This is a genomic window from Streptomyces sp. NPDC091416 (genome assembly GCF_044756845.1).
Lineage (GTDB): Bacteria > Actinomycetota > Actinomycetes > Streptomycetales > Streptomycetaceae > Streptomyces.
This window is the reverse complement of sequence record NZ_JBIVTU010000007.1, coordinates 324,227-349,887: the sequence shown is the minus strand read 5'-3', so window position 1 is coordinate 349,887 and position 25,661 is coordinate 324,227. Positions and strand designations below refer to the sequence as shown.

The following is a 25,661-nucleotide window of genomic DNA, read 5'->3' as shown; positions in this document are numbered from 1 at the left end:
CTGTCTAACCGAAAAAGTTCCGGACGTGGTTCAGACCGTCCACCAGGGCGTCGACCTCGGCGGGCGTGGAGTACAGATAGAACGACGCTCGCGTCGTCGCAGGAATTCCGTACCGCAGGCAGACCGGCCGTGCGCAGTGGTGTCCGACCCGGACCGCGATGCCCTCCTCGTCGAGGACCTGGCCCACATCGTGCGGGTGGATGTCGCCGAGCGTGAAGGAGATCGTGGCGCCTCGGTCCTCCGCGGTGGCCGGACCGATGATCCTGAGGTCCGGGACCTCCAGCAGCCGCTTCACCGCGTACGCGGTGATGGCCTGCTCATGGCGGTGGATGTTCTCCATGCCGACCGCCGAGAGGTAGTCCACGGCCGCACCGAGGCCGACGGCCTGGGCGATCGGGGGCGTACCGGCCTCGAACTTGTGCGGCGCGGGGGCGTAGGTCGACGAGTGCATCGACACGGTCTCGATCATCTCGCCGCCACCGAGGAACGGCGGCAGGTCCTCCAGGAGTTCCTGCCGTCCCCAGAGCACGCCGATGCCGGTCGGGCCGACCATCTTGTGACCGGTGAAGGCCACGAAGTCGGCCTGCAGCGCCTGCACGTCGAGCACCATGTGCGGGGCGGCCTGCGAGGCGTCGATGCAGACCAGCGCACCGACCTCCTGGGCGCGCCGGACGATCTGCTCGACCGGGTTGATCGTGCCCATGATGTTCGAGACCAGCGTGAAGGAGACGATCTTCGTCTTCTCGGTGATGATCTCGTTGATGTTGGACAGGTCGAGCCGGCCGTCGTCCGTGATGCCGAACCACTTCAGCTTCGCGCCGGTGCGCTGCGAGAGCAGCTGCCACGGCACGATGTTGGAGTGGTGCTCCATCTCCGTGGTGACGATCTCGGTCTCGTGATCGACCCGGTAGGGCTCCTCGGCCCAGCCGAGCATGTTGGCCACGAGGTTGAGCGACTCCGAGGCGTTCTTGGTGAAGATCACCTCGTTGCGGCTGGGCGCGTTGATGAAGGCGGCGACCTTGTCACGGGCGCCCTCGTACAGCGCCGTGGCCTCCTCCGCGATCGTGTACACGCCGCGGTGCACATTGGCGTTGTGCCGCTCGTAGTACTCATTGAGGGCGTCGAGCACCTGGCGCGGCTTCTGCGAGGTCGCAGCGCTGTCCAGGTAAACGACCTTCTTCCCGTCGTGGACCGTACGATCCAGCAGGGGGAAGTCCTTGCGGATCGCCTCGGTGTCGAGGAGGCCCGGCAGCTGTGTCACGCGGAAGCGCCACCCTTCACATATGCCTCGTAGCCCTCGTTCTCCAGCTTGTCGGCGAGCTCGGCGCCGCCGGACTCGGCGATCCGGCCGTTGGCGAACACGTGCACGAAGTCGGGCTTGATGTAGCGGAGGATCCGGGTGTAGTGCGTGATCAGCAGGGTGCCGACCTCACCGGTCTCCCGGACCCGGTTGACGCCCTCGGAGACGATGCGCAGGGCGTCGACGTCCAGGCCGGAGTCGGTCTCGTCGAGGATCGCGACCTTCGGCTTGAGGAGCTCCAGCTGAAGGATCTCGTGGCGCTTCTTCTCGCCACCGGAGAAGCCCTCGTTGACGTTGCGCTCGGCGAAGGACGGGTCCATCTGGAGCCCGGCCATCGTCTCCTTGACCTCCTTGACCCAGGTACGCAGCTTGGGCGCCTCGCCGCGGACGGCGGTGGCGGAGGTACGCAGGAAGTTGGAGACCGAGACGCCGGGGATCTCGACCGGGTACTGCATGGCGAGGAACAGGCCGGCACGGGCGCGCTCGTCGACGGTCATGTCCAGGACGTTCTCGCCGTCCAGGGTCACCGTTCCACTGGTGATCGTGTACTTGGGGTGACCCGCGAGCGAGTACGCGAGGGTGGACTTGCCGGACCCGTTGGGGCCCATGATGGCGTGGGTCTCGCCCTGCTTCACGGTCAGGTCGACGCCCTTGAGGATCTCCTTCGTGGCGTTGTCGGCCTCGACGGTGACGTGCAGGTCGCGGATTTCAAGCGTTGCCATGGGTGACTCAGGACTCCTGGGTGACGGAGACGAGCACATCGTCCCCTTCGATCTTGACGGGGTATACGGGGACGGGGCGCGTCGCGGGGAGGCCGGACGGCTTGCCGGTGCGCAGGTCGAAGCTCGATCCGTGCAGCCAGCACTCGATCATGCAGTCCTCGACCTCACCCTCGGACAGCGACACGTTCGCGTGCGAGCAGATGTCGTTGATCGCGAACACCTCGCCCTCGGTGCGGACGACGGACACCGGCGTGCCGGCGAGTTCGACCCTTTTCGGGGTGTCGTCCTCCAGCTCGCTCAGCGCGCACGCCTTGACGAAGGCCATCAGACCGACGCCTTCAGCTCGGTCTCGATCTTGTCGAGGAGACGGGCTTCGACGTCCGGCAGACCGATCTGCTGGACCAGCTCGGCGAAGAAGCCGCGCACGACGAGACGGCGGGCCTCCTCGGCCGGGATGCCGCGGGACTGGAGGTAGAACAGCTGCTCGTCGTCGAAGCGGCCGGTCGCGGAGGCGTGACCGGCGCCGACGATCTCGCCGGTCTCGATCTCCAGGTTCGGCACCGAGTCGACCCGCGCGCCGTCCGTCAGGACCAGGTTGCGGTTCATCTCGTAGGTGTCGGTGCCCTCGGCCGCGGCCTGGATGAGGACGTCACCGATCCATACGGCGTGGGCGCCGTCGCCCTGCAGCGCGCCCTTGTAGGCCACGTTGGACTTGCAGTGCGGGGTGTTGTGGTCGACCAGGAGGCGGTGCTCCTGGTGCTGACCCTTGTCGGTGAAGTACAGACCGAAGAGCTCGGCCTCGCCCCCGGGGCCCGCGTAGGCGATCCGGGGGTGGAGCCGGACGAGGTCGCCGCCGAAGGTGACGACGATGGACTTGAAGGAGGCGTCGCGGCCGACCAGCGCGTTGTGCTGGCCGACGTGGACGGCCTGCTCGTCCCAGTCCTGGACGGAGACGACGGTCAGCTTCGCACCGTCGCCCAGGACGTAGTCGACGTTGGCGGCGAGCACCGCGTCACCGGTGTGGTCGATGACGACGACGGCCTCGGCGAAGGCACCCAGCTCGATGACCTGGTGGCCGTAGGCCACACCGCCCTCGCCGTGCACGGCGATCCGGATCGGCTCGGTGAGCACGGCCTCCTTGCCGACGGTGACGACGGAGGCCTGCTCGAAGGACGAGTACGCCTGCGCGGCGACCCGGTCCACCGGCGTACCGGCCTTGCCGAGGCGCGCGTCGTCGCGGCCGACGGTCTCGACCGTGACGCCCGCGGGCGCCTCGATCGCGACCTTCACACCGCTGCCGGTGGCGACGGCCGTGCCGTCGTGCAGCCCGCGCAGCCGCTCCAGCGGCGTGAACCGCCACTCCTCCTCGCGACCGTGCGGGACCGGGAAGTCCGCGACGTCGAAGGACGGGGGCGCGCTCATGCGCGTGGCGACGGTCGACTCTGCGGCCACCGCGATGGACCCGGCGGTCGTGGAGCCCGCAGGGATGTTCTGAGCCTCAGCCATGGCTGTCGTGGTGCTCTCTTTCTCAGTCGGACAGATATCGGGGGATCCGGGCGATCGGCGTACTAGCCGACCGAACCCTCCATCTGCAGCTCGATCAGCCGGTTGAGTTCGAGGGCGTACTCCATCGGGAGCTCCTTCGCGATCGGCTCGACGAAGCCGCGCACGATCATCGCCATCGCCTCGAACTCGGTCATGCCGCGGCTCATCAGGTAGAAGAGCTGGTCCTCGGAGACCTTGGAGACGGTCGCCTCGTGACCCATCGACACGTCGTCCTCGCGGACGTCGACGTACGGGTAGGTGTCGGAGCGCGAGATGGTGTCGACCAGCAGCGCGTCGCACAGCACGTTGGACTTCGCGCCGGGCGCGCCCTCGCCGATCTCGATCAGACCGCGGTAGGAGGTGCGGCCGCCGCCTCGCGCCACCGACTTGGAGACGATGTTGGACGAGGTGTTCGGAGCCATGTGGACCATCTTGGCGCCGGCGTCCTGGTGCTGGCCCTCGCCCGCGAAGGCGATGGACAGCGTCTCGCCCTTGGCGTGCTCGCCCATGAGGTAGACGGCCGGGTACTTCATGGTGACCTTGGAGCCGATGTTGCCGTCGACCCACTCCATCGTCGCGCCCTCGTAGGCGACGGCGCGCTTGGTGACCAGGTTGTAGACGTTGTTCGACCAGTTCTGGATCGTCGTGTAGCGGCAGCGGCCGCCCTTCTTCACGATGATCTCGACGACCGCGGAGTGCAGGGAGTCCGAGGAGTAGATCGGTGCGGTGCAGCCCTCGACGTAGTGGACGTAGGCGTCCTCGTCGACGATGATCAGCGTCCGCTCGAACTGACCCATGTTCTCCGTGTTGATACGGAAGTAGGCCTGGAGCGGGATCTCCACGTGCACGCCCTTCGGCACGTAGATGAACGAGCCACCGGACCAGACGGCCGAGTTCAGCGAGGCGAACTTGTTGTCACCGACGGGGATGACGGTGCCGAAGTACTCCTTGAAGAGCTCCGGGTGCTCCTTCAGCGCGGTGTCGGTGTCCATGAAGATGACACCCTGCGCCTCCAGCTCCTCGTTGATCTGGTGGTAGACGACCTCGGACTCGTACTGCGCGGCGACACCGGCGACGAGGCGCTGCTTCTCCGCCTCGGGGATACCGAGCTTGTCGTACGTGTTCTTGATGTCCTCGGGCAGGTCCTCCCAGGACTCCGCCTGCTTCTCCGTCGACCGCACGAAGTACTTGATGTTGTCGAAGTCGATGCCCGACAGGTCCGAGCCCCAGTTCGGCATGGGCTTCTTGCCGAAGAGCTTGAGGCCCTTGAGCCGCAGCTTCAGCATCCACTCCGGCTCGTTCTTCTTCTCCGAGATGTCGCGGACGACGGCCTCGGAGAGGCCGCGCTTGGCCGCTGCGCCTGCCGCGTCGGAGTCGGCCCAGCCGAATTCGTACGTGCCCAGGCCATCGAGCTCAGGGTGGGCAGTCTCCGTAGGGAGCGTCATGCGGGGTTCCTCCCGGCCGTGCTTGCAGATGCTGAATCGGTGGTCTGTGGGGTGGGGTGACCACTGCGCGGAATGTACGTCGTGCACACCCCGTCGCCGTGGGCGATGGTGGCCAGACGCTGCACATGGGTCCCCAGGAGGCTGGAGAAGATCTCCGTCTCCGCCTCGCACAGCTGCGGGTACTGCTCGGCGACATGTGCGACCGGGCAGTGGTGCTGGCACAGCTGCTCGCCCTGCTGCGGGCCCGGCGCGCTGCGCGCCGTAGCAGCGTACCCGTCGGCGGACAAGGCCTTGGCCAGCGCCTCCGTACGGGCTTCGGGTCCGGCGGCCTCGACGGCCGCGCGATAGGCCGCCGACTGGTCGGCGACCCTGGCCCGGGCGAAGGCCATGACCGCTTCGTCGCCCGATGTCTCGGCGATCCAGCGCAGGGCGTCCGCCGCGAGCGTGTCGTACGACTGGTCGAAGGCGTCCCGGCCGCAGTCGGTCAGGGCGAACACCTTGGCCGGGCGGCCACGGGTCCGCGCCCCGTACACCCGCTGTTCGCGGGCGGCCACGACGTCGTCCGTGACGAGGGCGTCGAGGTGACGGCGGACGGCGGCCTGGGTGAGTCCCAGGCGCTTCGCCAGGTCGGCCACGGTGGACGGTCCGTGGTCCAGGATGGAGCGCGCGACCCGGTTGCGCGTCGAGCGCTCACCGGTCGCGAGTTCCTCCTGCGGAGCCTCGCCCATGTATTTCACAACGCCATTGTTGCGTAATTCATCCGGCCCTGACAACCACGGTCCGGAACGATCAAGGGTGTAATCCATCACTTAGGGTTACCTAATCAAGCCCCCGGACCGGGCCCCCGCGGGCGGCTGCCTAGACTTACCGCCCATGAAGAGCGAGACCGTCCCACCCTCCACCGGCCCGGCTGTCCAGGTCCGCGGCCTGGTGAAGCGGTACGGCAGCAAAGCCGCGGTGGACGGCCTCGACCTGGACGTCCGGGCCGGCGCGGTCACCGCCGTACTGGGCCCCAACGGCGCGGGCAAGACCACGACGATCGAGACCTGTGAGGGATACCGCCGCCCCGATGCCGGGACGGTCCGGGTCCTCGGCCTCGACCCGGTCACCGACGCCGCGCGACTGCGCCCCCGCATCGGCGTGATGCTCCAGTCGGGCGGCGTCTACTCCGGCGCACGCGCCGACGAGATGCTGCGCCACATGGCGAAACTGCACGCCCACCCCCTGGACGTCGACGCCCTCATCGAGCGCCTGGGCCTCGGCGGCTGCGGCCGCACCACCTACCGCAGGCTCTCCGGCGGCCAGCAGCAGCGGCTCGCCCTGGCGATGGCCGTCGTCGGCCGCCCCGAGCTGGTCTTCCTGGACGAGCCGACCGCCGGCCTCGACCCGCAGGCCCGCCGCTCCACCTGGGACCTCGTACGCGAGCTGCGCACCGACGGGGTCGGTGTCGTCCTGACCACCCACTTCATGGACGAGGCCGAGGAGCTCGCCGACGACGTCGCCATCATCGACGCCGGCCGGCTCCTCGCCCAGGGCAGCCCCGAGGCCCTGTGCCGCGGCGGCGCCGAGAACACCCTGCGCTTCACCGGCCGTCCCGGCCTCGACCTCGGCTCGCTGCTGAAGGCGCTGCCCGACGGCACGGAGGCCGCGGAACTCGCCACCGGCGCGTACCGCATCACGGGCGACGTCGATCCGCAGCTGCTGGCCACCGTGACCTCCTGGTGCGCCCAGCACGGCGTGATGCCCTCCGGCATCTCGGTCGAGCGCCACACCCTGGAGGACGTGTTCCTCGAACTGACCGGCAAGGAGCTGCGCGCATGAGCGCCGGTACGTACGTCCCCCGGCCCGGCGCGGCCCCGCTGCCCCGCATGATCGCCGCGCAGACCGCGCTGGAGACCCGGATGCTGCTGCGCAACGGCGAGCAGCTGCTGCTGACGGTGATCATCCCGACACTGCTGCTCGTGCTGTTCAGCGCGGTCGACATCGTGGACACCGGCTCGGGCGAGCCGGTCGACTTCCTGACGCCCGGCATCCTCGCCCTCGCCGTGATGTCCACGGCGTTCACCGGCCAGGCCATCGCCACCGGCTTCGAGCGGCGCTACGGCGTACTCAAGCGGCTCGCCGCCTCGCCGCTGCCCCGGTGGGCGCTGATGACCGCCAAGACGCTCGCGGTCCTGGTCACCGAGGTGCTCCAGGTCGTGCTGCTGACGGTGATCGCCTTCGCGCTGGGCTGGTCGCCGCACGGCAACCCGTTCGCCGTGCTGCTGCTCCTGGTCCTCGGCACCGCCGCGTTCTCCGGGCTCGGCCTGCTGATGGCCGGGACGCTGAAGGCGGAGGCGACGCTGGCCGCCGCCAACCTGGTCTTCCTGCTGCTGCTGGTCGGCGGCGGGGTCGTCGTGCCGCTGGACAAGTTCCCGGACGCGGCGCAGTCGGCTCTAAGCCTGCTGCCGATCGCGGCCCTCTCGGACGGGCTGCGGGACGTGCTGCAGCACGGCGCCGCGATGCCGTGGGGCGACCTGGGGATCCTCGCGGTGTGGACGGTGCTGGGGCTGGGCGCGGCGGCGAAGTTCTTCCGCTGGGAGTGAGCCCGCGGATGCGTTGCGTTGCCCTTTGGCGCAACTCGTCCCCCTCGTGAAAGCTTGCACAAGCGGCCGCCTACGATGGTGCGCGTGCCCAAGCTGACCCGAGCCGAAGTCGCTCAAGCCGTGCGGAACCCGCTCCTCTACATCGCCGAGCGCTGGACGCCGTCCCCCCGGACCGTCCGCCGTGCGGCGATGTCGGCCGTCGTCATGACCGTCGTCATCGTCGTCACCGGCGGTGCCGTGCGGCTGACCGGTTCCGGCCTCGGCTGCCCGACCTGGCCCAAGTGCACGGACGACAGCCTGACGGCCACCAGCGCGATGGGCTTCCACGGCGCCATCGAGTTCGGCAACCGGATGCTCACGTACGTCCTGTGCGCGGCTGTCGGGTGGGCGATCATCGCCGCCCGGTCCGCCAAGCCGTGGCGGCGCAGCCTCACCCGGCTCGGCTGGACGCAGTTCTGGGTGGTCATGGGCAACGCCGTACTCGGCGGCATCGTGGTGCTCGTCGGCCTGAACCCGTACACCGTCGCGGCGCACTTCCTGCTCTCCACCGCACTGCTCACGATCGCCCTGGTGACCTGGCAGCGGGTCGGGGAGGGCGACGGGGCGCCACGTCCCCTGGTGGGCAAGGCCGTCGCGCAGCTCACCTGGCTGCTGGCGGTCGCCGCCGGGCTGCTGATCGCGGTCGGCACGGTGGTCACGGGGGCCGGGCGGCACGCCGGTGACTCCAGCGACGTCCACCGCATCCCGATCGACTGGAAGATGATCAGCCAGCTGCACGCCGACCTGGCCTGGGTCGTGGTCGCGCTGACCGTCGCGCTCTGGTTCGTCCTGAAGGCCGTCGACGCGCCCGTGGGACCGCTGCACCGCGCCCGGGACCTGTTCGTGATCCTGATGGCGCAGGGCGTGATCGGGTACGTGCAGTACTTCAACGACACCCCCGAGATCCTGGTCGGGGTGCACATGTTCGGCTCGTGCCTGGTCTGGATCGGCGTGGTCCGCGTTCTGCTGTCGCTGCGGGAGCGGCCGGTGGACGTCGCCCCGGTGCCCGGCCCGGCCGCCGAGCGGCCCGAGCCGGCCACGGCGGGCTGAGGACCGCCCGACCGCTCGGCACACGTCAGGGGCTCCCCCGCGGGACGGCTTGGATGCCGTTCTGCGGGGGAGCCCCTGTTCTTGCGTCGCGTGCCGTTGTTCAGGCCTTGTTCGCCGGGCCGCCGATCTGGATGCCGGCCATGCGGGTCCACTCGTACGGGCCCGTGTGGACCTTCGCCGCGAACTCGCCGTCGAAGGACTCGTGCATCGTGATCCCGGACTTCTGCGCGGCGCTCTCGGCGACCGCGTACGAAGGGGCGACGAGGTCGCCCCAGCCGCCGTCCTCGCCGACGAGGACGATGCGGGTGCCCATCTGCCCGATGTAGGCGAGCTGCCCCTCGGCGCCGCCGTGCGCCTTCGCGAACGCACCGATCTGCTTGGCCAGCCTGGCCGCCCTGCGCTCCGCGCGCGCCGCCTGCCTGCCGTCCACCTGCTGGGTCTCAGCCGTCTCTGCCATGCACCAGATGCTACCGATGGGTAGATCAACGTGCGACGGGCGGGGAGCGTGGCGTGGGCCACGCTCCCCGCCCGTCGGCAGGTCGTACGCAGGAGGTGCTACCTCAGGAAGGGATCCACCGCCACGGCGACGAACAGCAGGGACACATAGGTGATCGACCAGTGGAACAGCCGCATCTCCTTGAGCTTCCCACCGGTCACGCCGGACTTGGCCCGGCTCAGCAGGGCGTGCGCCTCCCAGAGCCAGAAGCCGCCCGTCAGCACCGCCACCGCCGTGTAGAACCAGCCGGTGTAGCCCAGCGGGGTCAGCAGCAGCGATACGGCGACCATCACCCAGCTGTAGAGGACGATCTGGCGGGCCACCACCCGATTGGAGGCAATGACCGGCAGCATGGGAACGCCGACCCGCGCGTAGTCGTCCTTCACCTTCATGGACAGCGGCCAGTAGTGCGGCGGCGTCCAGAAGAAGATGACGGCGAAGAGGATCACCGCGGCCCAGGACATCGAGTTCGTCACGGCGGACCAGCCGATGAGGACCGGCATGCAGCCCGCGATGCCGCCCCAGACGATGTTCTGCGCGGTACGGCGCTTCAGGATCATCGTGTACACGACGACGTAGAAGAGCAGGGCGCCGAGCGACAGTGCCGCCGACAGCCAGTTCACCAGCAGGCCGAACCAGACCGTCGAGATCACCGCGAGGGCGATACCAAAGGCCAGGCACTCGCGCGGGCTCACCATTCCGGTGACCAGCGGGCGCTGCGACGTACGGTCCATCAACGCGTCGATGTCGCGGTCGATGAACATGTTCAGTGCGTTGGCACCGCCGGCGGACAGGTATCCGCCGATCGTGGTCGTGAGCACGAGCCACAGGTCGGGTACACCCTGAGCGGCCAGGAACATCACCGGAACAGTGGTGATCAGCAACAGCTCGATGATCCGAGGCTTGGTCAGCGCCACGAATGCCTTGACACGGGCCCCGAACGGGCGATGGCCCCCCGGGCTCGGAGTCAAGGCGACCCCTGCGGGTCGGGACTCGACGGCCGTCACGCACACCCCTGACAGAGAAATCCCAGCAAGCTCCGGGCGTGAAGGCCCGGTAAAGACTTGCGCGAACCAGACCACTGTAGACGTTGGGGACAGGCCGCCCTTCGCGGGGGTGGGGTCGTGTTGATGTGGCGCGTGGCGTTGCCCCGGCACACGTGCGAACGGCCGCCCGGCCCCTTGCGGACCGCGGGGCGGCCGCGGCGCGCGGGCCGCTCGCACAGATGTGCTCCAGACCACTCGGCAAGGGGGTCTCAGGAGTGGCTCCGGCCGCTCATCGGAGGCCTCAGGAGTGAGCCCCGACGCTCATCGGAGAGGGCCCATCGGTGAGGCTCCGCGCTCATACGGGAGGCGGATTCGACGGGCCGCCCGCACCCTGGAAGGAGCCGGAAATCGCGGGTGCCGACGGGGGTAGGCTCGGCAATGCCCGGTGCGGTCAAAGCCACCGGTTTACGACAGTGGAGAGGAGCCCTGACTCAGGGTGAGCACCAAGCCGACCACCACAGACCTCCAGTGGACCGAATTGGACCAGCGGGCCGTGGACACCGTCCGCGTCCTCGCCGCGGACGCCGTACAGAAGGTCGGAAACGGCCACCCGGGTACGGCCATGAGCCTGGCTCCCGCCGCGTACACCATCTTCCAGAAGGTGATGCGGCACGACCCCGCCGACGCGGAGTGGACCGGCCGCGACCGGTTCGTGCTCTCGGCGGGCCACAGCAGCCTGACCCTCTACATCCAGCTCTACCTGGCCGGGTACGGCCTGGAGCTCGATGACCTGAAGGCCTTCCGCACCTGGGGCTCGAAGACCCCGGGGCACCCGGAGTACGGCCACACCACCGGCGTGGAGACGACGACCGGCCCGCTGGGCCAGGGTGTCGCCAACGCCGTGGGCATGGCCATGGCCACCCGCTACGAGCGCGGCCTGTTCGACCCGGAGGCGGCCCCCGGCACCTCCCCGTTCGACCACATGGTGTGGGTCGTCGCCGGTGACGGCTGCCTCCAGGAGGGCATCTCCGCGGAGGCGTCCTCGCTGGCCGGGCACCAGAAGCTGGGCAACCTGGTCCTGCTGTGGGACGACAACCACATCTCCATCGAGGGCGACACGGAGACCGCGGTCTCCGAGGACACCCTGAAGCGCTACGAGGCGTACGGCTGGCACGTCCAGCGCGTCGCCCAGCTGCCCAGCGGCGACCTGGACCCGGCGGGTCTGTACAAGGCGCTGCTGGCCGCGAAGGCCGAGACCGAGCGCCCGTCGTTCATCGCGGCCCGTTCGATCATCGCCTGGCCCGCACCGCACGCCCAGAACACCGAGGCCTCGCACGGCTCCGCGCTCGGCGACGACGAGGTCGCCGCGACCAAGCGGGTCCTGGGCTTCGACCCGGAGAAGACCTTCGAGGTCGCCGACGAGGTCATCGCCCACACCCGTGAGGCCCTGGACCGCGGCCGCGAGGCCAAGGGCGAGTGGGAGAAGTCGTTCGCCGCGTGGCGCACCGCCAACCCGGAGCGCGCCGCCGAGTTCGACCGGATCTCCGCCGGCGAGCTGCCCGAGGGCTGGGAGGACAAGCTCCCCGTCTTCGAGCCGGGCAAGGGTGTCGCCACCCGCGCCGCCTCCGGCAAGGTGCTCCAGGCGCTCGGTGAGTTCGTGCCCGAGCTGTGGGGCGGCTCCGCCGACCTCGCGGGCTCGAACAACACCACGATCGACAAGACGTCGTCGTTCCTCCCGGCCGGCAACCCGCTGCCGGAGGCCGACCCGTACGGCCGCACGATCCACTTCGGCATCCGCGAGCACGCCATGGCCGCGGCCATGAACGGCATCGCGCTGCACGGCAACACCCGCATCTACGGCGGCACCTTCCTGGTGTTCTCCGACTACATGCGCAACGCCGTGCGGCTTTCCGCGCTGATGCACCTGCCGGTGACGTACGTGTGGACGCACGACTCGATCGGTCTCGGCGAGGACGGCCCGACCCACCAGCCGGTGGAACACCTGGCCTCGCTGCGCGCCATCCCGGGCCTGAACGTGGTCCGTCCGGCCGACGCCAACGAGACCTCCCTCACCTGGCGCGAGATCCTGCGCCGCTACACCAAGGTGTTCGGCAAGGGTGCTCCGCACGGCCTGGCGCTGACCCGCCAGGGTGTGCCGACGTACGAGGCGAACGAGAACGCGGTCAAGGGCGGCTACGTCCTCTTCGAGGCCGAGGGCGGCGAGCCCCAGGTCCTGCTGATCGGTACGGGCTCCGAGGTGCACCTCGCCGTCGAGGCGCGCGAGGAGCTCCAGGCCGCCGGCATCCCGACCCGCGTGGTGTCGATGCCGTGCGTCGAGTGGTTCGAGGAGCAGGACCAGGCGTACAAGGACAGCGTCCTGCCGCCGTCCGTGAAGGCCCGCGTGGCCGTCGAGGCGGGCATCGGCCTGACCTGGTACCGGTACGTCGGGGACGCCGGCAAGATCATCTCGCTGGAGCACTTCGGTGCCTCGGCCGACGCCAAGGTCCTCTTCCGCGAGTTCGGCTTCACCGGCGAGGCCGTCGCGGCCGCCGCCCGGGAATCTCTCGCCGCCGTCACGCGCTGACGCCGTTATACGACTAGTAGGAGATGCAATTCTCATGACAGACGCACTCAAGCGCCTCTCCGACGAGGGCGTGGCGATCTGGCTCGATGACCTGTCCCGCACACGGATCACCTCCGGCAACCTCGCCGAGCTGATCGACCAGAGTCACGTCGTGGGTGTCACGACCAACCCGTCGATCTTCCAGAAGGCGATCTCCCAGGGCCACGGTTACGACCAGCAGCTCACGGACCTCGCCACCCGCAAGGTCACCGTGGACGAGGCCATCCGCATGATCACGACGGCGGACGTCCGTGACGCCGCCGACATCCTTCGTCCGGTCTTCGACAGCACGGACGGCCAGGACGGCCGGGTCTCCATCGAGGTCGACCCGCGCCTGGCGCACCACACGGCGGCCACGGTCGCCGAGGCCAAGCAGCTGGCCTGGCTGGTGGACCGGCCGAACACGCTCATCAAGATCCCGGCGACGAAGGCCGGCCTGCCGGCGATCACCGAGGTCATCGGCAAGGGCATCAGCGTCAACGTCACGCTGATCTTCTCGCTGGAGCGCTACCGCGAGGTCATGGACGCCTACCTGGCGGGTCTGGAGAAGGCGAAGGCCGCGGGCCTGGACCTCTCCAAGATCCACTCGGTGGCCTCCTTCTTCGTGTCCCGCGTGGACTCCGAGATCGACAAGCGGCTCGACGCCGTCGGCACCGACGAGGCCAAGGCGCTCAAGGGCAAGGCGGCTCTCGCCAACGCCCGGCTCGCCTACCAGGCGTTCGAGGAGGTCTTCTCCTCGGACCGCTGGGCCGCGCTCGACAAGGCGCACGCCAACAAGCAGCGTCCGCTGTGGGCCTCCACCGGTGTGAAGGACCCCGCGTACAAGGACACGCTGTACGTGGACGACCTGGTCGCCCCCGGCACGGTGAACACCATGCCCGAGGCCACCCTGGAAGCGACCGCGGACCACGGGCAGATCACGGGCAACACCATCGCCGGCACCTACGAGCAGGCGCGTGCCGAGCTCGACGCCGTCGAGAAGCTGGGTGTCTCGTACGACGACGTCGTCCAGCTCCTGGAGGACGAAGGCGTCGAGAAGTTCGAGGCCGCCTGGATCGACCTGCTCAACTCGACCGAGGCAGAGCTCAAGCGCCTCGCCCCTTCGGAGGGCTGACCACTTTGTCTGGTGTTCCCGGAGCCAACCCGCTCCGTGACGCCCAGGACCGACGGCTCCCGCGCATCGCGGGGCCGTCGGGCCTGGTCATCTTTGGCGTCACGGGCGATTTGTCCCGTAAAAAGCTGATGCCCGCCGTCTACGACCTGGCCAATCGCGGCCTGCTGCCGCCGGGCTTCTCGCTCATCGGTTTCGCGCGCCGCGAGTGGCAGGACGAGGACTTCGCACAGGAGGTCCACGACGCCGTCAAGCAGCACGCCCGTACCCCGTTCCGTGAAGAGGTCTGGCAGCAGCTCATCCAGGGGATGCGCTTCGTCCAGGGCAACTTCGACGACGACGAGGCCTTCGAGACCCTGAAGGCGACCATCCAGGAGCTCGACCAGGCGCAGGGGACGGGCGGCAACTTCGCCTTCTACCTCTCCGTGCCGCCGAAGTTCTTCCCCAAGGTCGTCCAGCAGCTCAAGAAGCACGGGCTCGCCGACCAGAAGGAGGGTTCCTGGCGGCGTGCCGTCATCGAGAAGCCCTTCGGTCACGACCTGAAGAGCGCGCAGGAGCTCAACCAGCTCGTGCACGACGTGTTCCCGCCCAACGAGGTCTTCCGGATCGACCACTACCTGGGCAAGGAGACGGTCCAGAACATCCTGGCGCTGCGGTTCGCCAACACGATGTTCGAGCCGATCTGGAACCGGAGCTACGTCGACCACATCCAGATCACGATGGCCGAGGACATCGGCATCGGCGGCCGGGCCGGGTACTACGACGGCATCGGCGCCGCCCGTGACGTCATCCAGAACCACCTGCTCCAGCTGCTGGCGCTGACGGCGATGGAGGAGCCCGGCTCCTTCCACCCGAAGGCCCTGGTCGCCGAGAAGCTCAAGGTCCTCACGGCCGTCGAGCTGCCGGACGACCTGGGCAAGCACACCGTGCGCGGTCAGTACGCGCACGCGTGGCAGGGCGGCGAGGAGGTCCTCGGCTACCTGGAGGAGGACGGTATCGACCCCAAGTCGAAGACCGACACCTTCGCCGCGATCAAGCTGACGATCAACAACCGCCGCTGGGCGGGCGTGCCGTTCTATCTCCGTACCGGAAAGCGGCTCGGCCGCCGGGTCACCGAGATCGCGGTCGTCTTCAAGCGCGCCCCGTACCTCCCGTTCGAGTCCGGGGCGACGGAGGAGCTGGGCGGCAACGCCCTGGTCATCCGGGTCCAGCCGGACGAGGGCGTGACGGTGCGGTTCGGCTCCAAGGTGCCGGGCACCTCGATGGAGGTCCGGGACGTGACGATGGACTTCGCCTACGGCGAGTCCTTCACCGAGTCCAGCCCGGAGGCCTACGAGCGGCTCATCCTCGATGTGCTGCTCGGCGACGCCAACCTCTTCCCCCGCCACCAGGAAGTCGAACTCTCCTGGAACATCCTCGACCCGATCGAGCAGTACTGGGACAAGCACGGCAAGCCCGCGCAGTACCCGGCGGGCACCTGGGGCCCGGCCGAGGCGGACGAGATGCTCGCACGAGACGGACGGAGCTGGCGCCGGCCATGAAGATCGATCTCACGGAAACCACTTCCAGCAAGATCAACCAGGCGCTGGTGTCGGCCCGCCGTGCCATCGGCACCCCGGCGATCGGCATGGTGCTCACGCTGGTCATCGTCACCGACGAGGAGAACGCCTACGACGCTCTCAAGTCGGCGGGCGACGCCTCGCGCGAGCACCCCTCGCGGATCATCGCGGTGATCAAGCGGGTCAGCCGTTCGCCGCGCAGCCGGCGTGACGCCCGCCTGGACGCCGAGGTCCGGGTCGGCTCCGACGCGGGTACCGGGGAGACCGTGGTGCTGCGTCTCCACGGCGAACTGGCCAACCACGCCCAGTCGGTGGTCCTGCCGCTGCTGCTGCCGGACGCCCCGGTCGTGGTCTGGTGGCCCGAGGCGGCGCCCGCCGATCCGGCGAAGGACCCGCTGGGCGCGCTCGCCCAGCGCCGGATCACGGACGCGTACTCGGCCGAGCAGCCGGGCGCCGAACTGTCGGTGCGCGCGAAGTCGTACACCCCCGGGGACACGGACCTGTCCTGGACCCGGATCACACCCTGGCGCTCGATGCTGGCCGCCGCACTCGACCAGCAGGCCGTGGACGTCGTCTCGGCGACGGTCGAGGGCGAGTCCGAGAACCCGAGCTGCGAGCTGCTGGCCATGTGGCTCGCGGACCGGCTGCAGGTCCCGGTCGAGCGCACCATGTCCGGCGGCCCCGGTCTGACGGCCGTCCGGATGGAGACCGAGTCCGGCACGATCGTGCTGGACCGGGCCGACGGTTCGCTGGCGACCCTCTCCATGGTGGGTCAGCCGGACCGTGCGGTGGCGCTCAAGCGCCGGGAGACCGCGGAGCTGCTCGCCGAGGAGCTGCGCCGGCTCGACCCGGACAACACGTACGAGTCCGCCGTGAAGTTCGGCGTGGAGCGGCTCGGGGAGGCGGCGAAGCCCAAGGCCGCCGCGTCCGCGTCGCCGGCGGCGCCCGCTGCCAAGAAGACGGCCGCGCCGGCGAAGAAGGCGGCGTCGAAGTGAGCGTCGTCCCGCAGCTCGTCGTGCACCGCGACAAGGAACTGATGGCGCAGGCCGCGGCGGCCCGGCTGATCACGAAGATCGTGGACGCCCAGGCCGCACGCGGTTACGCCTCGGTGGTGCTCACGGGCGGCCGCAACGGCAACGGCCTGCTGGCCGCGCTCGCCGGCGCGCCCGCCCGGGACGCGATCGACTGGTCGCGGCTCGACCTGTGGTGGGGCGACGAGCGGTTCCTTCCGGACGGCGATCCGGAGCGCAACGTCACGCAGGCCCGCGAGGCCCTGCTGGACTCGGTGCCGCTGGATCCGGCCCGGGTGCACGCGATGCCCGCCTCGGACGGGCCCTGGGGCCCGGACGCCGACGCGGCGGCCGCCGCGTACGCCGCCGAACTGGCCGCCGCGGCCGGTCCGGAGGACCACGGTCCGGTGCCGGTGTTCGATGTGCTGATGCTGGGGGTCGGTCCCGACACCCATGTCGCCTCGCTCTTCCCGGAGCTGCCCGCGGTACGGGAGACCGAGCGCACCGTCGTCGGTGTGCACGGCGCGCCCAAGCCGCCGCCCGTCCGCGTCTCGCTGACGCTGCCCGCCATCCGGGCGGCACGCGAGGTGTGGCTGCTCGCCGCGGGCGAGGACAAGGCGGAGGCCGCGGCCATCGCCCTGTCGGGTGCCGGGGAGATCCAGGCCCCGGCGGCGGGTGCCTACGGTCGCAGCCGCACGCTGTGGCTGCTGGACACGGCGGCGGCCTCGCAGCTGCCGCGTGCGCTGTACCCGCCGGCGTCCGCCTGATCGGCCGTCAGCGGTATGCCTCGCAGGCCCGGTTCGCTCCTCGGAGCGGACCGGGCCTGCGGCGTGAAAGGCTCGGCCCATGCATATCGGAAGCGTGGTGATGGGCGCGTCGGACGTACGGCGTGCGGCGGGGTTCTGGAAGGCGGCGCTCGGTTACGTCGAGCGCGAACCGCTCACCGGGGACTGGGTCGTGCTGGTCCCGGCCGAGGGGCCGGGGCCTGGGGTGTCGCTGGGCCGGAGCGATGTCCCGGTGCAGGAGGTCCCCCGGATCCACCTCGACCTGTACACCGAGGAGCAGGACGCCGAGGTGGCCCGGCTGCTCGCGCTCGGCGCCGTCCGGGCCGACTGGAAGCTGTACCCGCCGGACCCTGACTTCGTGGTCCTCGCGGACACCGAGGGCAACCGTTTCTGCGTCATCGACACGACGCACGGCTGACCGGCCTCGCTCCCCGGCCCGCCCCTTCGCCGCCTGCGCGGCGGGAACACGTCTCACTCCCCCGGCGGGAGCCGCTCCAGGAAGGGCTCCAGCAGCCCCGGGACGGCCTCGGAGGCGAAGGCGAGCCCTTCGGGCGCGGCCGCGTCGTACACCGTGTACGCGCCCGCCCCGGCCGCCGTCGTCGCCGTGATGTTCAGCAGCCCGGCCCGTCGCTGGAAGTACGACTGCCGGACCGTCCAGCCGATCACCCCGGCCCGTTCCAGCGCGGCGGTGGAGCGGCGCAGGGAGCCCGAGCGGGTCACCAGGTAGCCGCCGCTGAGCGCGTGGCCGAGACCGCGGTAGGCGTCACGGGCCAGGAGCAATCCGGCGGGCAGTCCGACGGCCGCGCAGCCGAGCGCGGTCCAGAGCAGGACAGGCGTCAGCAGGACTCCGAGCAGGGCCTGGACCAGGACGGGCACGCCGACCGCCCAGCAGGCCCGCCGCAGGCGCCGGCCACGGGCGGCGGGCGGGTGCGGGGTCAGCGGGGCGGCGGTCGGGGACACCGTCTCGCGCAGCACGGCGGCGGCGGCCCCGTCGGCGACCGGCCGGGGCGCGGCGGGCAGCAGGGTGTTGTGGTCGCCGTGCTGTTCCTCGTCGTCCTTGGCCAGTCCGGTGGTGATGGCGTCGACCCTGGCGGCGCCCAGGAGCCGGACGCCGAGCGGCTCGACGAGATCGACGCCGCGCAGCCGCCGCTCCTCGATGGAGACGGACCGGGAGGTCAGCAGTCCGCGCCGGACGCGCAGGGTGCCGCCCGGTTCGCGTTCGAGGCGGTAGTTCCACCACATCTCGACCCAGAGACCGAGTGCGCCGACGGCGCCGGCGAGTGTCGCGGCGACGGCGAGGAGCACGATCACGGAGGGCAGGGAGAAGTCCCGGAACCGGTCGCTCGCCCACTCGATCACCTGGCCCTGCGCCCCGAACCAGTCGCTGACCTGCAGTACGGCGCCGGCCGCGGCGCCGCCGAGTGCCGGTGCGACGAACGAGACCGGTGCGTAACGGATCCAGCGCGCGTCGAACGTGACGAGATCGCCCTCGCGGTGGCTGCCGGACGCCCCGGTGAGGCCGCGTTCCAGGAGCGCGCGGCGCAGCCGTTCGCCCTCGGCACGCAGGACCGGGTCGAGCTCCAGGGTGGAGTCGTCGCCGTGGTGCTCGCCGGTGCCGATCCGGACGGTGACGAGGCCCAGGACGCGCTGGAGCGGGTGGGCGGTGAGGTCGACACTGCGGATGCGTTCGCGCGCGAGGGAGCGCTTCCTGATGAGCAGGAGGCCGGTGTGGAGATCGACCCGGTCGGCTCCGATCCGGTAGCGGGTGCGGCGCCAGCGTACGTAGTCGGCACCGGCGCTGCCCGCGATCAGCAGGGCCGCCCCCGCCGCCACCCAGGCGACGGCGGTGGCGAACCCGAACCGTCCGGAGAGCCCGAGCGTGGTCGGTACGGCGGCTCCGGCCGCCACGCCCGCCGTGACGAGCGCGGTGGCCAGGACCGTGCGCCGGTCGAGCCGGCGCCAGTCCCCGGCCGGGGCGGCGGTGCTCATGTGGCGTCGCCGGGGGTGTCCTGGGTGATGCGGGTCAGCCGCTCGGCGAGCTCGGCCGCCAGTTCGTGGTCGAGGCCCTCGATCCGGACGGCGCCCTTGGACGAGGCGGTGGTGACGGTGACCGTGGCGAGCCGGAAGAGCTGTTCGAGCGGGCCGCGCACGGTGTCCACGGTCTGGATCCGGGACATCGGCGCGATCCGCCACTCCTGCCACAGCACCCCCGTCCGGACGTACACCGCCTCGTCGGTGACCTCCCAGCGGTGCGTACGGAACCACCAGAGCGGGACGAGGACGGCGCAGCCGGTACCGAGGACCGCGAGCGCGGCGGCGGACAGCAGCAGCCAGAACCGGGCGGACGGGATGAACCCGCCCAGCACGGCCAGGATCACCACGGGCAACGCCGTGAGCAGCAGCCACTGCGCCCGCCACCAGCCGACGGCCCGCGGGTCCAGCGTGTGCGCCGGAGCCCTGAGACCGACCGCCCCCTCCCCCGCGGCCATGGGCTCAGCGCCCCCGGAGCTCGCGGTAGGCGGCGACGAGCGCGGCGGTCGAACTGTCCAGCTCTTCCGCGCCCTTGCCCTCGGTCAGCACCGGCTCGATCTTCTTGGCGAGGACCTTGCCGAGCTCGACGCCCCACTGGTCGAAGGAGTCGATGTTCCAGACGGCGCCCTGGACGAAGACCTTGTGCTCGTACAGCGCGATGAGCTGGCCGAGCACGGACGGGGTCAGCCGGTCGGCGAGGATCGTCGTCGTCGGGTGGTTGCCGAGGAACGTCTTGTGCGGCACCAGCTCCTCGGGGACGCCCTCGGCGCGCACTTCCTGCGGTGTCTTGCCGAAGGCCAGGGCCTGGGTCTGGGCGAAGAAGTTGGCCATCAGCAGGTCGTGCTGGGCGACCAGGCCGGGCAGCAGGGCGTCCACCGGCTCGGCGAAGCCGATGAAGTCGGCCGGGATGACCTTGGTGCCCTGGTGGATCAGCTGGTAGTAGGCGTGCTGCCCGTTGGTGCCGGGGGTGCCCCAGACGACCGGGCCGGTCTGCCAGTCGACCGGATTGCCGTCCCGGTCCACGGACTTGCCGTTGGACTCCATGTCCAGCTGCTGCAAGTACGCCGTGAACTTGGACAGATAGTGGCTGTAGGGCAGCACGGCATGCGACTGGGCGTCGAAGAACGCGCCGTACCAGACGCCCAGCAGGCCGAGCAGCAGCGGGACGTTCTCCTCGGCCGGGGCGGTACGGAAGTGCTCGTCGACGAGGTGGAAGCCGTCGAGCATCTCGCGGAACCGGTCCGGGCCGATGGCGATCATCAGCGAGAGGCCGATGGCCGAGTCGTACGAGTAGCGGCCGCCGACCCAGTCCCAGAACTCGAACATGTTGGCGGTGTCGATACCGAAGTCGGAGACCTTCTCCGCGTTCGTCGACAGAGCCACGAAGTGCTTGGCCACCGCGTCCTGACCGGCCCTCAGACCGGTCAGCAGCCAGTCGCGGGCCGAGGTGGCGTTGGTGATCGTCTCGATCGTGGTGAAGGTCTTCGACGCGATGACGAAGAGCGTCTCGGCCGGGTCGAGGTCGTGCACGGCCTCGTGCAGGTCGGCGCCGTCGACGTTGGAGACGAAGCGGAGGGTGAGCGAGCGGTCCGTGAAGGAGCGCAGCACCTCGTACGCCATGGCGGGGCCGAGGTCGGAGCCGCCGATGCCGATGTTGACGATGTTCTTGATCGGCTTGCCGGTGTGACCGGTCCACTCGCCGGACCTGACGCGGTCGGAGAAGGCCGCCATCTTGTCGAGCACCGCGTGCACGGCCGGGACCACGTTCTCGCCGTCGGCCTCGATCACGGCGTCGCGCGGGGCGCGGAGCGCGGTGTGCAGGACGGCGCGGTCCTCGGTCGTGTTGATCTTGTCGCCGCGGAACATCGCGTCGCGCAGTTCGGCGACCCCGGTGGCCCCGGCGAGCTCACGGAGCAGCCGGAGCGTCTCGTCGGTGACCAGCTGCTTGGAGTAGTCGACGTACAGGTCACCGACGCGCAGGCTGTATGCCGTGCCGCGCTCGGGGTCGTCCGCGAACAGCTGTCGCAGATGCGTCTTCCCGAGCTGCTCACGGTGCTTGCCCAGCGCGGTCCATTCCGGCGTCTGGTTGAGCCTGGTTCGGCTTTGTGCGTTCATCCCGGACATCAGCCCACTTCTTCTCGTAACCGCAGTTCCCCGCTGCCCCTCCAACCTAATTGATCAGGGCGGCGGACGGGACAACGGCGGGCTGCGGCACGGCAGAAGCGTTCCGGCCGGGCACCCTGGGGGTGTCCGGCCGGTGAACAACTTCTACTGAGGCACGAGAGGTGTCAGATCTCGCCGCGGAGTTTGGCGAGGGCCTCGGCGAGGATCGCCTCACCGTCCGCGTCACTGCGCCGCTCGCGCACGTACGCGAGATGCGTCTTGTACGGCTCGGTGCGCGGCGGGTCCGGCGGGCTGTCCCGGTCCTGGCCGGCCGGGAATCCGCAGCGCGGGCAGTCCCACGTCTCCGGAATCTGCGCGTCATGGGCGAAGCTCGGCTGCGTCTCGTGCCCGTTCGAGCACCAGAAGGAGATGCGGGCCCGTGGCGCGGACTCGCCGCGCTCGGCCTCCCCCATCGGCCCCGCTCCGACCCGGCTTCCCCGGATCGCGTTGCCACTTGCCACGGTCGTAACTCCCTGCGTGATGGTGCTCGAGGATGCCCCAGTCTACGTAAGGCCCAACGCGCGTCCAGTGGTTGGAGTTACACCCTCACCGGAATCGCGTACGACGGGTCAGTTGTCCAGCTTGATGAGCAGGCCGAGCACCACGATGCACGCGAACCAGCCCAGACCGACCACGACGGTGATCCGGTCGAGGTTGCGCTCGGCGACCGAGGAACCGCCGACGGACGACTGCATTCCGCCACCGAACATGTCGGAAAGACCGCCGCCCTTCCCCTTGTGCATCAGCACCAGCAGCATCAGCAGCAGGCTGAAGACGATCAGGGCGATCTCGAACCCCAAAATCACGGCTGGTCCCTACTTTCCGAAAATTCCTGACTGCATGTGCGAACAACGGGGGCCGGGAGGCTGCCCTCCTGGCCCCCGCAAGGGTACGACGGATCCGCGCTAGCGCATACTCACTGGTCGCGGAAGCGGACGATCTTGACGAACTCGTCGGCGTCCAGTGCGGCGCCGCCGATCAGCGCGCCGTCCACATCGGGCTGCGCCATGATCGCGGCCACGTTGCCGGACTTCACCGAGCCGCCGTACTGGATGCGGACCGCGTCGGCCAGCTCCTGCGAGTACAGCTCGGCGAGGCGGACGCGGATCGCACCGCAGACCTCCTGCGCGTCCTCGGGGGTGGCGACCTCGCCGGTGCCGATGGCCCAGACCGGCTCGTAGGCGATCACGATGGTCTCGGCCTGCTCGGCCGGGATGTCCTTCAGCGCGCCGTCGAGCTGGGCGAGCGTGTACGCGACCTGGTCACCGGCCTTGCGGATGTCCAGGCCTTCACCGACGCAGAGGATCGGGGTCAGGCCGTGCTTGTAGGCGGCCTTCACCTTGGCGTTGCAGACCTCGTCGGTCTCCGCGTGGTACTGGCGGCGCTCGCTGTGGCCGACGGCGACGAAGGTGCACTTCAGCTTGGCGAGCATGGGGCCGGAGATCTCACCGGTGTACGCGCCGGAGTCGTGCGCCGAGATGTCCTGGGCGCCGTACTTGATCTTCAGCTTGTCGCCGTCGACCAGCGTCTGCACGGAGCGCAGGTCGGTGAAGGGCGGCAGGACGGCGACCTCGACGGCGTCGTAGTCCTTGTCGGCCAGGGCGAAGGCGAGCTTCTGGACGTGGGCGATGGCCTCGAGGTGGTTGAGGTTCATCTTCCAGTTGCCCGCCATCAGCGGGGTGCGAGTGGTCATGAAAGGTCAGTCCTCCAGAGCGGCGAGGCCGGGAAGCGTCTTGCCCTCGAGGTATTCGAGGCTGGCACCGCCACCGGTCGAGATGTGTCCGAACGCGTTCTCGTCGAAGCCCAGGATGCGGACCGCGGCGGCGGAGTCGCCACCGCCGACCACGCTGAAGCCCGAGGAGTCGACGAGTGCCTGGGCGACGGCCCGGGTGCCCTCGGCGAAATCGGGGTGCTCGAAGACGCCCATCGGGCCGTTCCAGAAGACGGTGGCCGCGTCGGCGAGCTTCGATGCGTAGAGCTTGTTGGTCTCCGGGCCGTTGTCCAGTCCCATCTGACCGGCCGGCATGGCGTCGGCGGCGACGGTGGTGGGGTGGGCCGGGGCCTTGGTCTTGAGGTCGGGGAACGCCGGGGCGACCACGACGTCGACGGGGAGCACGAACTCCACGCCCTTCTCCGCGGCGCGCTTGAGGTACTCCTGCACCGCCGGGATCTGATCCTCCTGCAGCAGCGAGCTGCCGACCTCGTGGCCCTGGGCCTTGAGGAAGGTGTACGCCATGCCGCCGCCGATGAGGATGCGGTCGGCGCGCTCCAGGAGGTGGTCGATGACGCCGAGCTTGTCGGAGACCTTGGCGCCGCCGAGCACGACCGCGTAGGGCCGCTGCACGTCGTCGGTGAGCTTCTTCAGGACACCGACCTCGGTGGCGATCAGGTCGCCCGCGGCGTGCGGGAGCCGGGCCGGGAGGTCGAAGACGGAGGCGTGCTTGCGGTGGACCGCGCCGAAGCCGTCGCCCACGTACAGATCGGCGAGCTCGGCCAGCTGGTCGGCGAAGGCGCCGCGCTCGGCGTCGTCCTTCGAGGTCTCGCCGGCGTTGAAGCGGAGGTTCTCGATGACCGCGACCTGGCCGTCGGTGAGCGCGGCGACGGTGGCGCGGGCGGACTCGCCCACCGTGTCCGTCGCGAACGCCACGTCGGTCCCGAGCAGCTCGCCGAGGCGGGCGGCGGCGGGGGCCAGCGAGAACGCCGGGTCCGGGGCACCCTTGGGGCGGCCCAGGTGCGAGGCGACGACGACCCGGGCGCCGGCGCCGGCCAGCTTCGCCACGGTCGGCTGGACGGCGCGGATGCGGCCGTCGTCGGTGATGGTGGTGCCGCTGAGCGGCACGTTGAGGTCGGCGCGGACGAATACGCGCTTGCCGGTGACCCCTTCGGCGAGAAGTTCGTCGATCGTCTTCATCTGTCTGGACTCCTTGGAGGACGAGGGAGCATGCAGCGGGGCCCGAACGGCGCTGCGTTGCGCTGTTCGAGCCCCGTGCTCACATCGAGGTGCCTGCCGATCCGAGGATCAGAGCTGGCCGCCGACGAAGACGGTCAGGTCGACGAGGCGGTTGGAGTAACCCCACTCGTTGTCGTACCAGCCGAGGATCTTCACCGTGTTGCCCTCCTGGACCATGGTCAGGGAGGAGTCGAAGGTGCAGGACGACGGGTCGCTGACGATGTCCGAGGACACGATCGGGTCCTCGGTGTACGTCAGGAAGCCCTTGAGGTCGCCGTCGTCGGACGCCTTCTTGAACGCGGCGTTGACCTCGTCCTTGGTGACCTCGCGCTGCAGCGTCACGACGAGGTCGGTGGCGGAACCGGTCGGGACCGGAACACGCATGGCGATACCGTCGAGCTTGCCCTTGAGCTGCGGCAGGACCAGGGCGGTGGCCTTGGCGGCACCCGTCGTGGTCGGAATGATGTTCTCCGCGGCGGCGCGGGCGCGACGCAGGTCGGAGTGCGGGAAGTCCAGGATGCGCTGGTCGTTCGTGTACGCGTGGACCGTCGTCATCAGGCCCTTGACGATGCCGAAGTTCTCGTCGAGAACCTTGGCCATCGGCGCCACACAGTTGGTGGTGCAGGAGGCGTTGGAGATGACGTGGTGGTTGGCCGCGTCGTACTTGTCCTGGTTGACGCCCATCACGATGGTGATGTCCTCGTCCTTGGCCGGAGCCGAGATGAGGACCTTCTTCGCGCCGCCCGCGATGTGCTTGGCGGCGTCGGCCTTCTTGGTGAAGATGCCGGTCGACTCGATCACGATGTCGACGCCCAGCTGGCCCCAGGGGATGTCAGCCGGGTTGCGCTCCGAGAGCACCTTGATGGTGTGACCGTCGACGGTGATGGTGTCGGCGGTGTGGCTCACCTCTGCCTTGAGACGACCCAGGATGGTGTCGTACTTCAGCAGGTGGGCCGTGGTCGCAGTGTCACCCAGGTCGTTGACAGCCACGATCTCGATGTCCGCACCCTGCTCCAGCAGCGCGCGGAAGTAGTTACGACCGATGCGGCCAAAGCCGTTGATGCCTACGCGGATCGTCACGAACCGATCTCCTCGTTAGGTACGCCGGTTTTCGACGCCGGCGAGTTGTATGGGATGTCCCCGACCGCCTCCGACCCTACCTCTCCGAAGCCCTCGGGGTGACATCGAGCGGGGCCGCGGGAACGGCGGAAGCCCGTACTCCCCAGTAGGAGTACGGGCTTCCGGTTGCTCTCCCCCGCTC

The 25,661-nt window shown here is 69.8% G+C and carries 25 protein-coding genes; 9 read left to right on the top strand and 16 right to left on the bottom strand.

The window, feature by feature from the left end; all coding sequences use genetic code 11:
• Positions 1–4: 4 nt before the first annotated feature.
• The 6 genes from ACIQMX_RS22705 to ACIQMX_RS22680 form a co-directional block, all read right to left on the bottom strand.
• On the bottom strand, positions 5–1,261 hold the full coding sequence (locus ACIQMX_RS22705) for a cysteine desulfurase (RefSeq protein ID WP_363075681.1): 1,257 nt from the start codon (positions 1,259–1,261) through the stop codon (positions 5–7).
• On the bottom strand, positions 1,258–2,022 hold the full coding sequence (gene sufC / locus ACIQMX_RS22700; protein ID WP_359132549.1) for a Fe-S cluster assembly ATPase SufC: 765 nt from the start codon (positions 2,020–2,022) through the stop codon (positions 1,258–1,260). Before sufC ends, ACIQMX_RS22705 begins: the two co-directional genes overlap by 4 nt.
• A gap of 7 nt (positions 2,023–2,029) precedes the next feature.
• On the bottom strand, positions 2,030–2,347 hold the full coding sequence (locus ACIQMX_RS22695) for a bifunctional 3-phenylpropionate/cinnamic acid dioxygenase ferredoxin subunit (protein WP_363075683.1): 318 nt from the start codon (positions 2,345–2,347) through the stop codon (positions 2,030–2,032).
• On the bottom strand, positions 2,347–3,528 hold the full coding sequence (sufD, locus tag ACIQMX_RS22690) for a Fe-S cluster assembly protein SufD (RefSeq protein WP_363075685.1): 1,182 nt from the start codon (positions 3,526–3,528) through the stop codon (positions 2,347–2,349). Before sufD ends, ACIQMX_RS22695 begins: the two co-directional genes overlap by 1 nt.
• 62 nt (positions 3,529–3,590) lie before the next feature.
• Positions 3,591–5,012: a Fe-S cluster assembly protein SufB gene (gene sufB / locus ACIQMX_RS22685; protein WP_031094525.1), complete on the bottom strand. Its 1,422-nt coding sequence runs from the start codon at positions 5,010–5,012 to the stop codon at positions 3,591–3,593.
• The gene (locus ACIQMX_RS22680; RefSeq protein ID WP_363075688.1) at positions 5,009–5,749 is read right to left on the bottom strand and encodes a metalloregulator ArsR/SmtB family transcription factor; all 741 of its coding nucleotides are present in this window, start codon (positions 5,747–5,749) and stop codon (positions 5,009–5,011) included. Before ACIQMX_RS22680 ends, sufB begins: the two co-directional genes overlap by 4 nt.
• 136 nt (positions 5,750–5,885) lie before the next feature.
• Between ACIQMX_RS22680 and ACIQMX_RS22675 the strand changes: the two genes are divergently transcribed.
• The 3 genes from ACIQMX_RS22675 (at position 5,886) to ACIQMX_RS22665 (ending at position 8,686) form a co-directional block, all read left to right on the top strand.
• Positions 5,886–6,833, top strand: a complete 948-nt coding sequence (locus ACIQMX_RS22675; protein ID WP_363075690.1) for an ABC transporter ATP-binding protein — start codon at positions 5,886–5,888, stop codon at positions 6,831–6,833.
• Positions 6,830–7,597, top strand: a complete 768-nt coding sequence (locus ACIQMX_RS22670; protein WP_402480565.1) for an ABC transporter permease — start codon at positions 6,830–6,832, stop codon at positions 7,595–7,597. Before ACIQMX_RS22675 ends, ACIQMX_RS22670 begins: the two co-directional genes overlap by 4 nt.
• Before the next feature lie 75 nt (positions 7,598–7,672).
• Positions 7,673–8,686, top strand: coding sequence for a heme A synthase (locus tag ACIQMX_RS22665; protein WP_402480563.1), 1,014 nt, complete (start codon positions 7,673–7,675; stop codon positions 8,684–8,686).
• Positions 8,687–8,786: 100 nt separating this feature from the next.
• Here the strand turns inward: ACIQMX_RS22665 and ACIQMX_RS22660 are convergent, their stop codons facing one another.
• Positions 8,787–9,143, bottom strand: coding sequence for a hypothetical protein (locus ACIQMX_RS22660; protein ID WP_363075696.1), 357 nt, complete (start codon positions 9,141–9,143; stop codon positions 8,787–8,789).
• Between the two features lie 98 nt (positions 9,144–9,241).
• On the bottom strand, positions 9,242–10,189 hold the full coding sequence (locus ACIQMX_RS22655; protein WP_363075698.1) for a heme o synthase: 948 nt from the start codon (positions 10,187–10,189) through the stop codon (positions 9,242–9,244).
• A 475-nt stretch (positions 10,190–10,664) separates the two neighbouring features.
• Between ACIQMX_RS22655 and tkt the strand changes: the two genes are divergently transcribed.
• The 6 genes from tkt to ACIQMX_RS22625 all read left to right on the top strand — a co-directional run bounded on the left by tkt (position 10,665) and on the right by ACIQMX_RS22625 (position 17,674).
• Positions 10,665–12,752 carry a transketolase gene (tkt, locus tag ACIQMX_RS22650; RefSeq protein WP_402480559.1) on the top strand — a complete coding sequence of 696 codons (2,088 nt, stop codon included), beginning with the start codon at positions 10,665–10,667 and terminating at the stop codon, positions 12,750–12,752.
• 34 nt (positions 12,753–12,786) lie between these two features.
• Positions 12,787–13,905: a transaldolase gene (tal, locus tag ACIQMX_RS22645; protein ID WP_219570168.1), complete on the top strand. Its 1,119-nt coding sequence runs from the start codon at positions 12,787–12,789 to the stop codon at positions 13,903–13,905.
• Between the two features lie 5 nt (positions 13,906–13,910).
• On the top strand, positions 13,911–15,443 hold the full coding sequence (gene zwf / locus ACIQMX_RS22640) for a glucose-6-phosphate dehydrogenase (RefSeq protein ID WP_219570166.1): 1,533 nt from the start codon (positions 13,911–13,913) through the stop codon (positions 15,441–15,443).
• Positions 15,440–16,456 (top strand): glucose-6-phosphate dehydrogenase assembly protein OpcA, encoded by a 1,017-nt coding sequence (opcA, locus tag ACIQMX_RS22635; protein ID WP_363075703.1) that lies wholly within the window; start codon positions 15,440–15,442, stop codon positions 16,454–16,456. Before zwf ends, opcA begins: the two co-directional genes overlap by 4 nt.
• Entirely contained in the window at positions 16,453–17,238 is a 786-nt protein-coding gene (gene pgl / locus ACIQMX_RS22630) for a 6-phosphogluconolactonase (protein WP_402480556.1), read from the top strand. Before opcA ends, pgl begins: the two co-directional genes overlap by 4 nt.
• Positions 17,239–17,317: 79 nt before the next feature.
• Positions 17,318–17,674 carry a VOC family protein gene (locus ACIQMX_RS22625; RefSeq protein WP_402480553.1) on the top strand — a complete coding sequence of 119 codons (357 nt, stop codon included), beginning with the start codon at positions 17,318–17,320 and terminating at the stop codon, positions 17,672–17,674.
• A 53-nt stretch (positions 17,675–17,727) separates the two neighbouring features.
• Here the strand turns inward: ACIQMX_RS22625 and ACIQMX_RS22620 are convergent, their stop codons facing one another.
• The 8 genes from ACIQMX_RS22620 to gap all read right to left on the bottom strand — a co-directional run bounded on the left by ACIQMX_RS22620 (position 17,728) and on the right by gap (position 25,480).
• On the bottom strand, positions 17,728–19,245 hold the full coding sequence (locus ACIQMX_RS22620) for a PH domain-containing protein (RefSeq protein ID WP_402480551.1): 1,518 nt from the start codon (positions 19,243–19,245) through the stop codon (positions 17,728–17,730).
• Positions 19,242–19,745 carry a PH domain-containing protein gene (locus ACIQMX_RS22615; protein WP_363075709.1) on the bottom strand — a complete coding sequence of 168 codons (504 nt, stop codon included), beginning with the start codon at positions 19,743–19,745 and terminating at the stop codon, positions 19,242–19,244. The genes ACIQMX_RS22620 and ACIQMX_RS22615 overlap by 4 nt, the downstream gene beginning before the upstream one ends.
• Before the next feature lie 4 nt (positions 19,746–19,749).
• Positions 19,750–21,402 (bottom strand): glucose-6-phosphate isomerase, encoded by a 1,653-nt coding sequence (gene pgi, locus ACIQMX_RS22610; RefSeq protein ID WP_363075745.1) that lies wholly within the window; start codon positions 21,400–21,402, stop codon positions 19,750–19,752.
• A gap of 173 nt (positions 21,403–21,575) precedes the next feature.
• Positions 21,576–21,911: an RNA polymerase-binding protein RbpA gene (locus ACIQMX_RS22605; RefSeq protein ID WP_363075711.1), complete on the bottom strand. Its 336-nt coding sequence runs from the start codon at positions 21,909–21,911 to the stop codon at positions 21,576–21,578.
• A gap of 108 nt (positions 21,912–22,019) precedes the next feature.
• Complete coding sequence (secG, locus tag ACIQMX_RS22600; protein WP_018104607.1) at positions 22,020–22,256, bottom strand: preprotein translocase subunit SecG; 237 nt, start codon at positions 22,254–22,256, stop codon at positions 22,020–22,022.
• A 110-nt stretch (positions 22,257–22,366) separates the two neighbouring features.
• Positions 22,367–23,143 (bottom strand): triose-phosphate isomerase, encoded by a 777-nt coding sequence (gene tpiA / locus ACIQMX_RS22595; RefSeq protein WP_136328652.1) that lies wholly within the window; start codon positions 23,141–23,143, stop codon positions 22,367–22,369.
• Positions 23,144–23,149: 6 nt separating this feature from the next.
• Complete coding sequence (locus ACIQMX_RS22590; RefSeq protein WP_363075714.1) at positions 23,150–24,361, bottom strand: phosphoglycerate kinase; 1,212 nt, start codon at positions 24,359–24,361, stop codon at positions 23,150–23,152.
• A 108-nt stretch (positions 24,362–24,469) separates the two neighbouring features.
• A complete protein-coding gene (gene gap / locus ACIQMX_RS22585) occupies positions 24,470–25,480 on the bottom strand; it encodes a type I glyceraldehyde-3-phosphate dehydrogenase (protein WP_363075716.1) in 1,011 nt (336 codons plus the stop codon).
• Positions 25,481–25,661 lie beyond the last annotated feature (181 nt).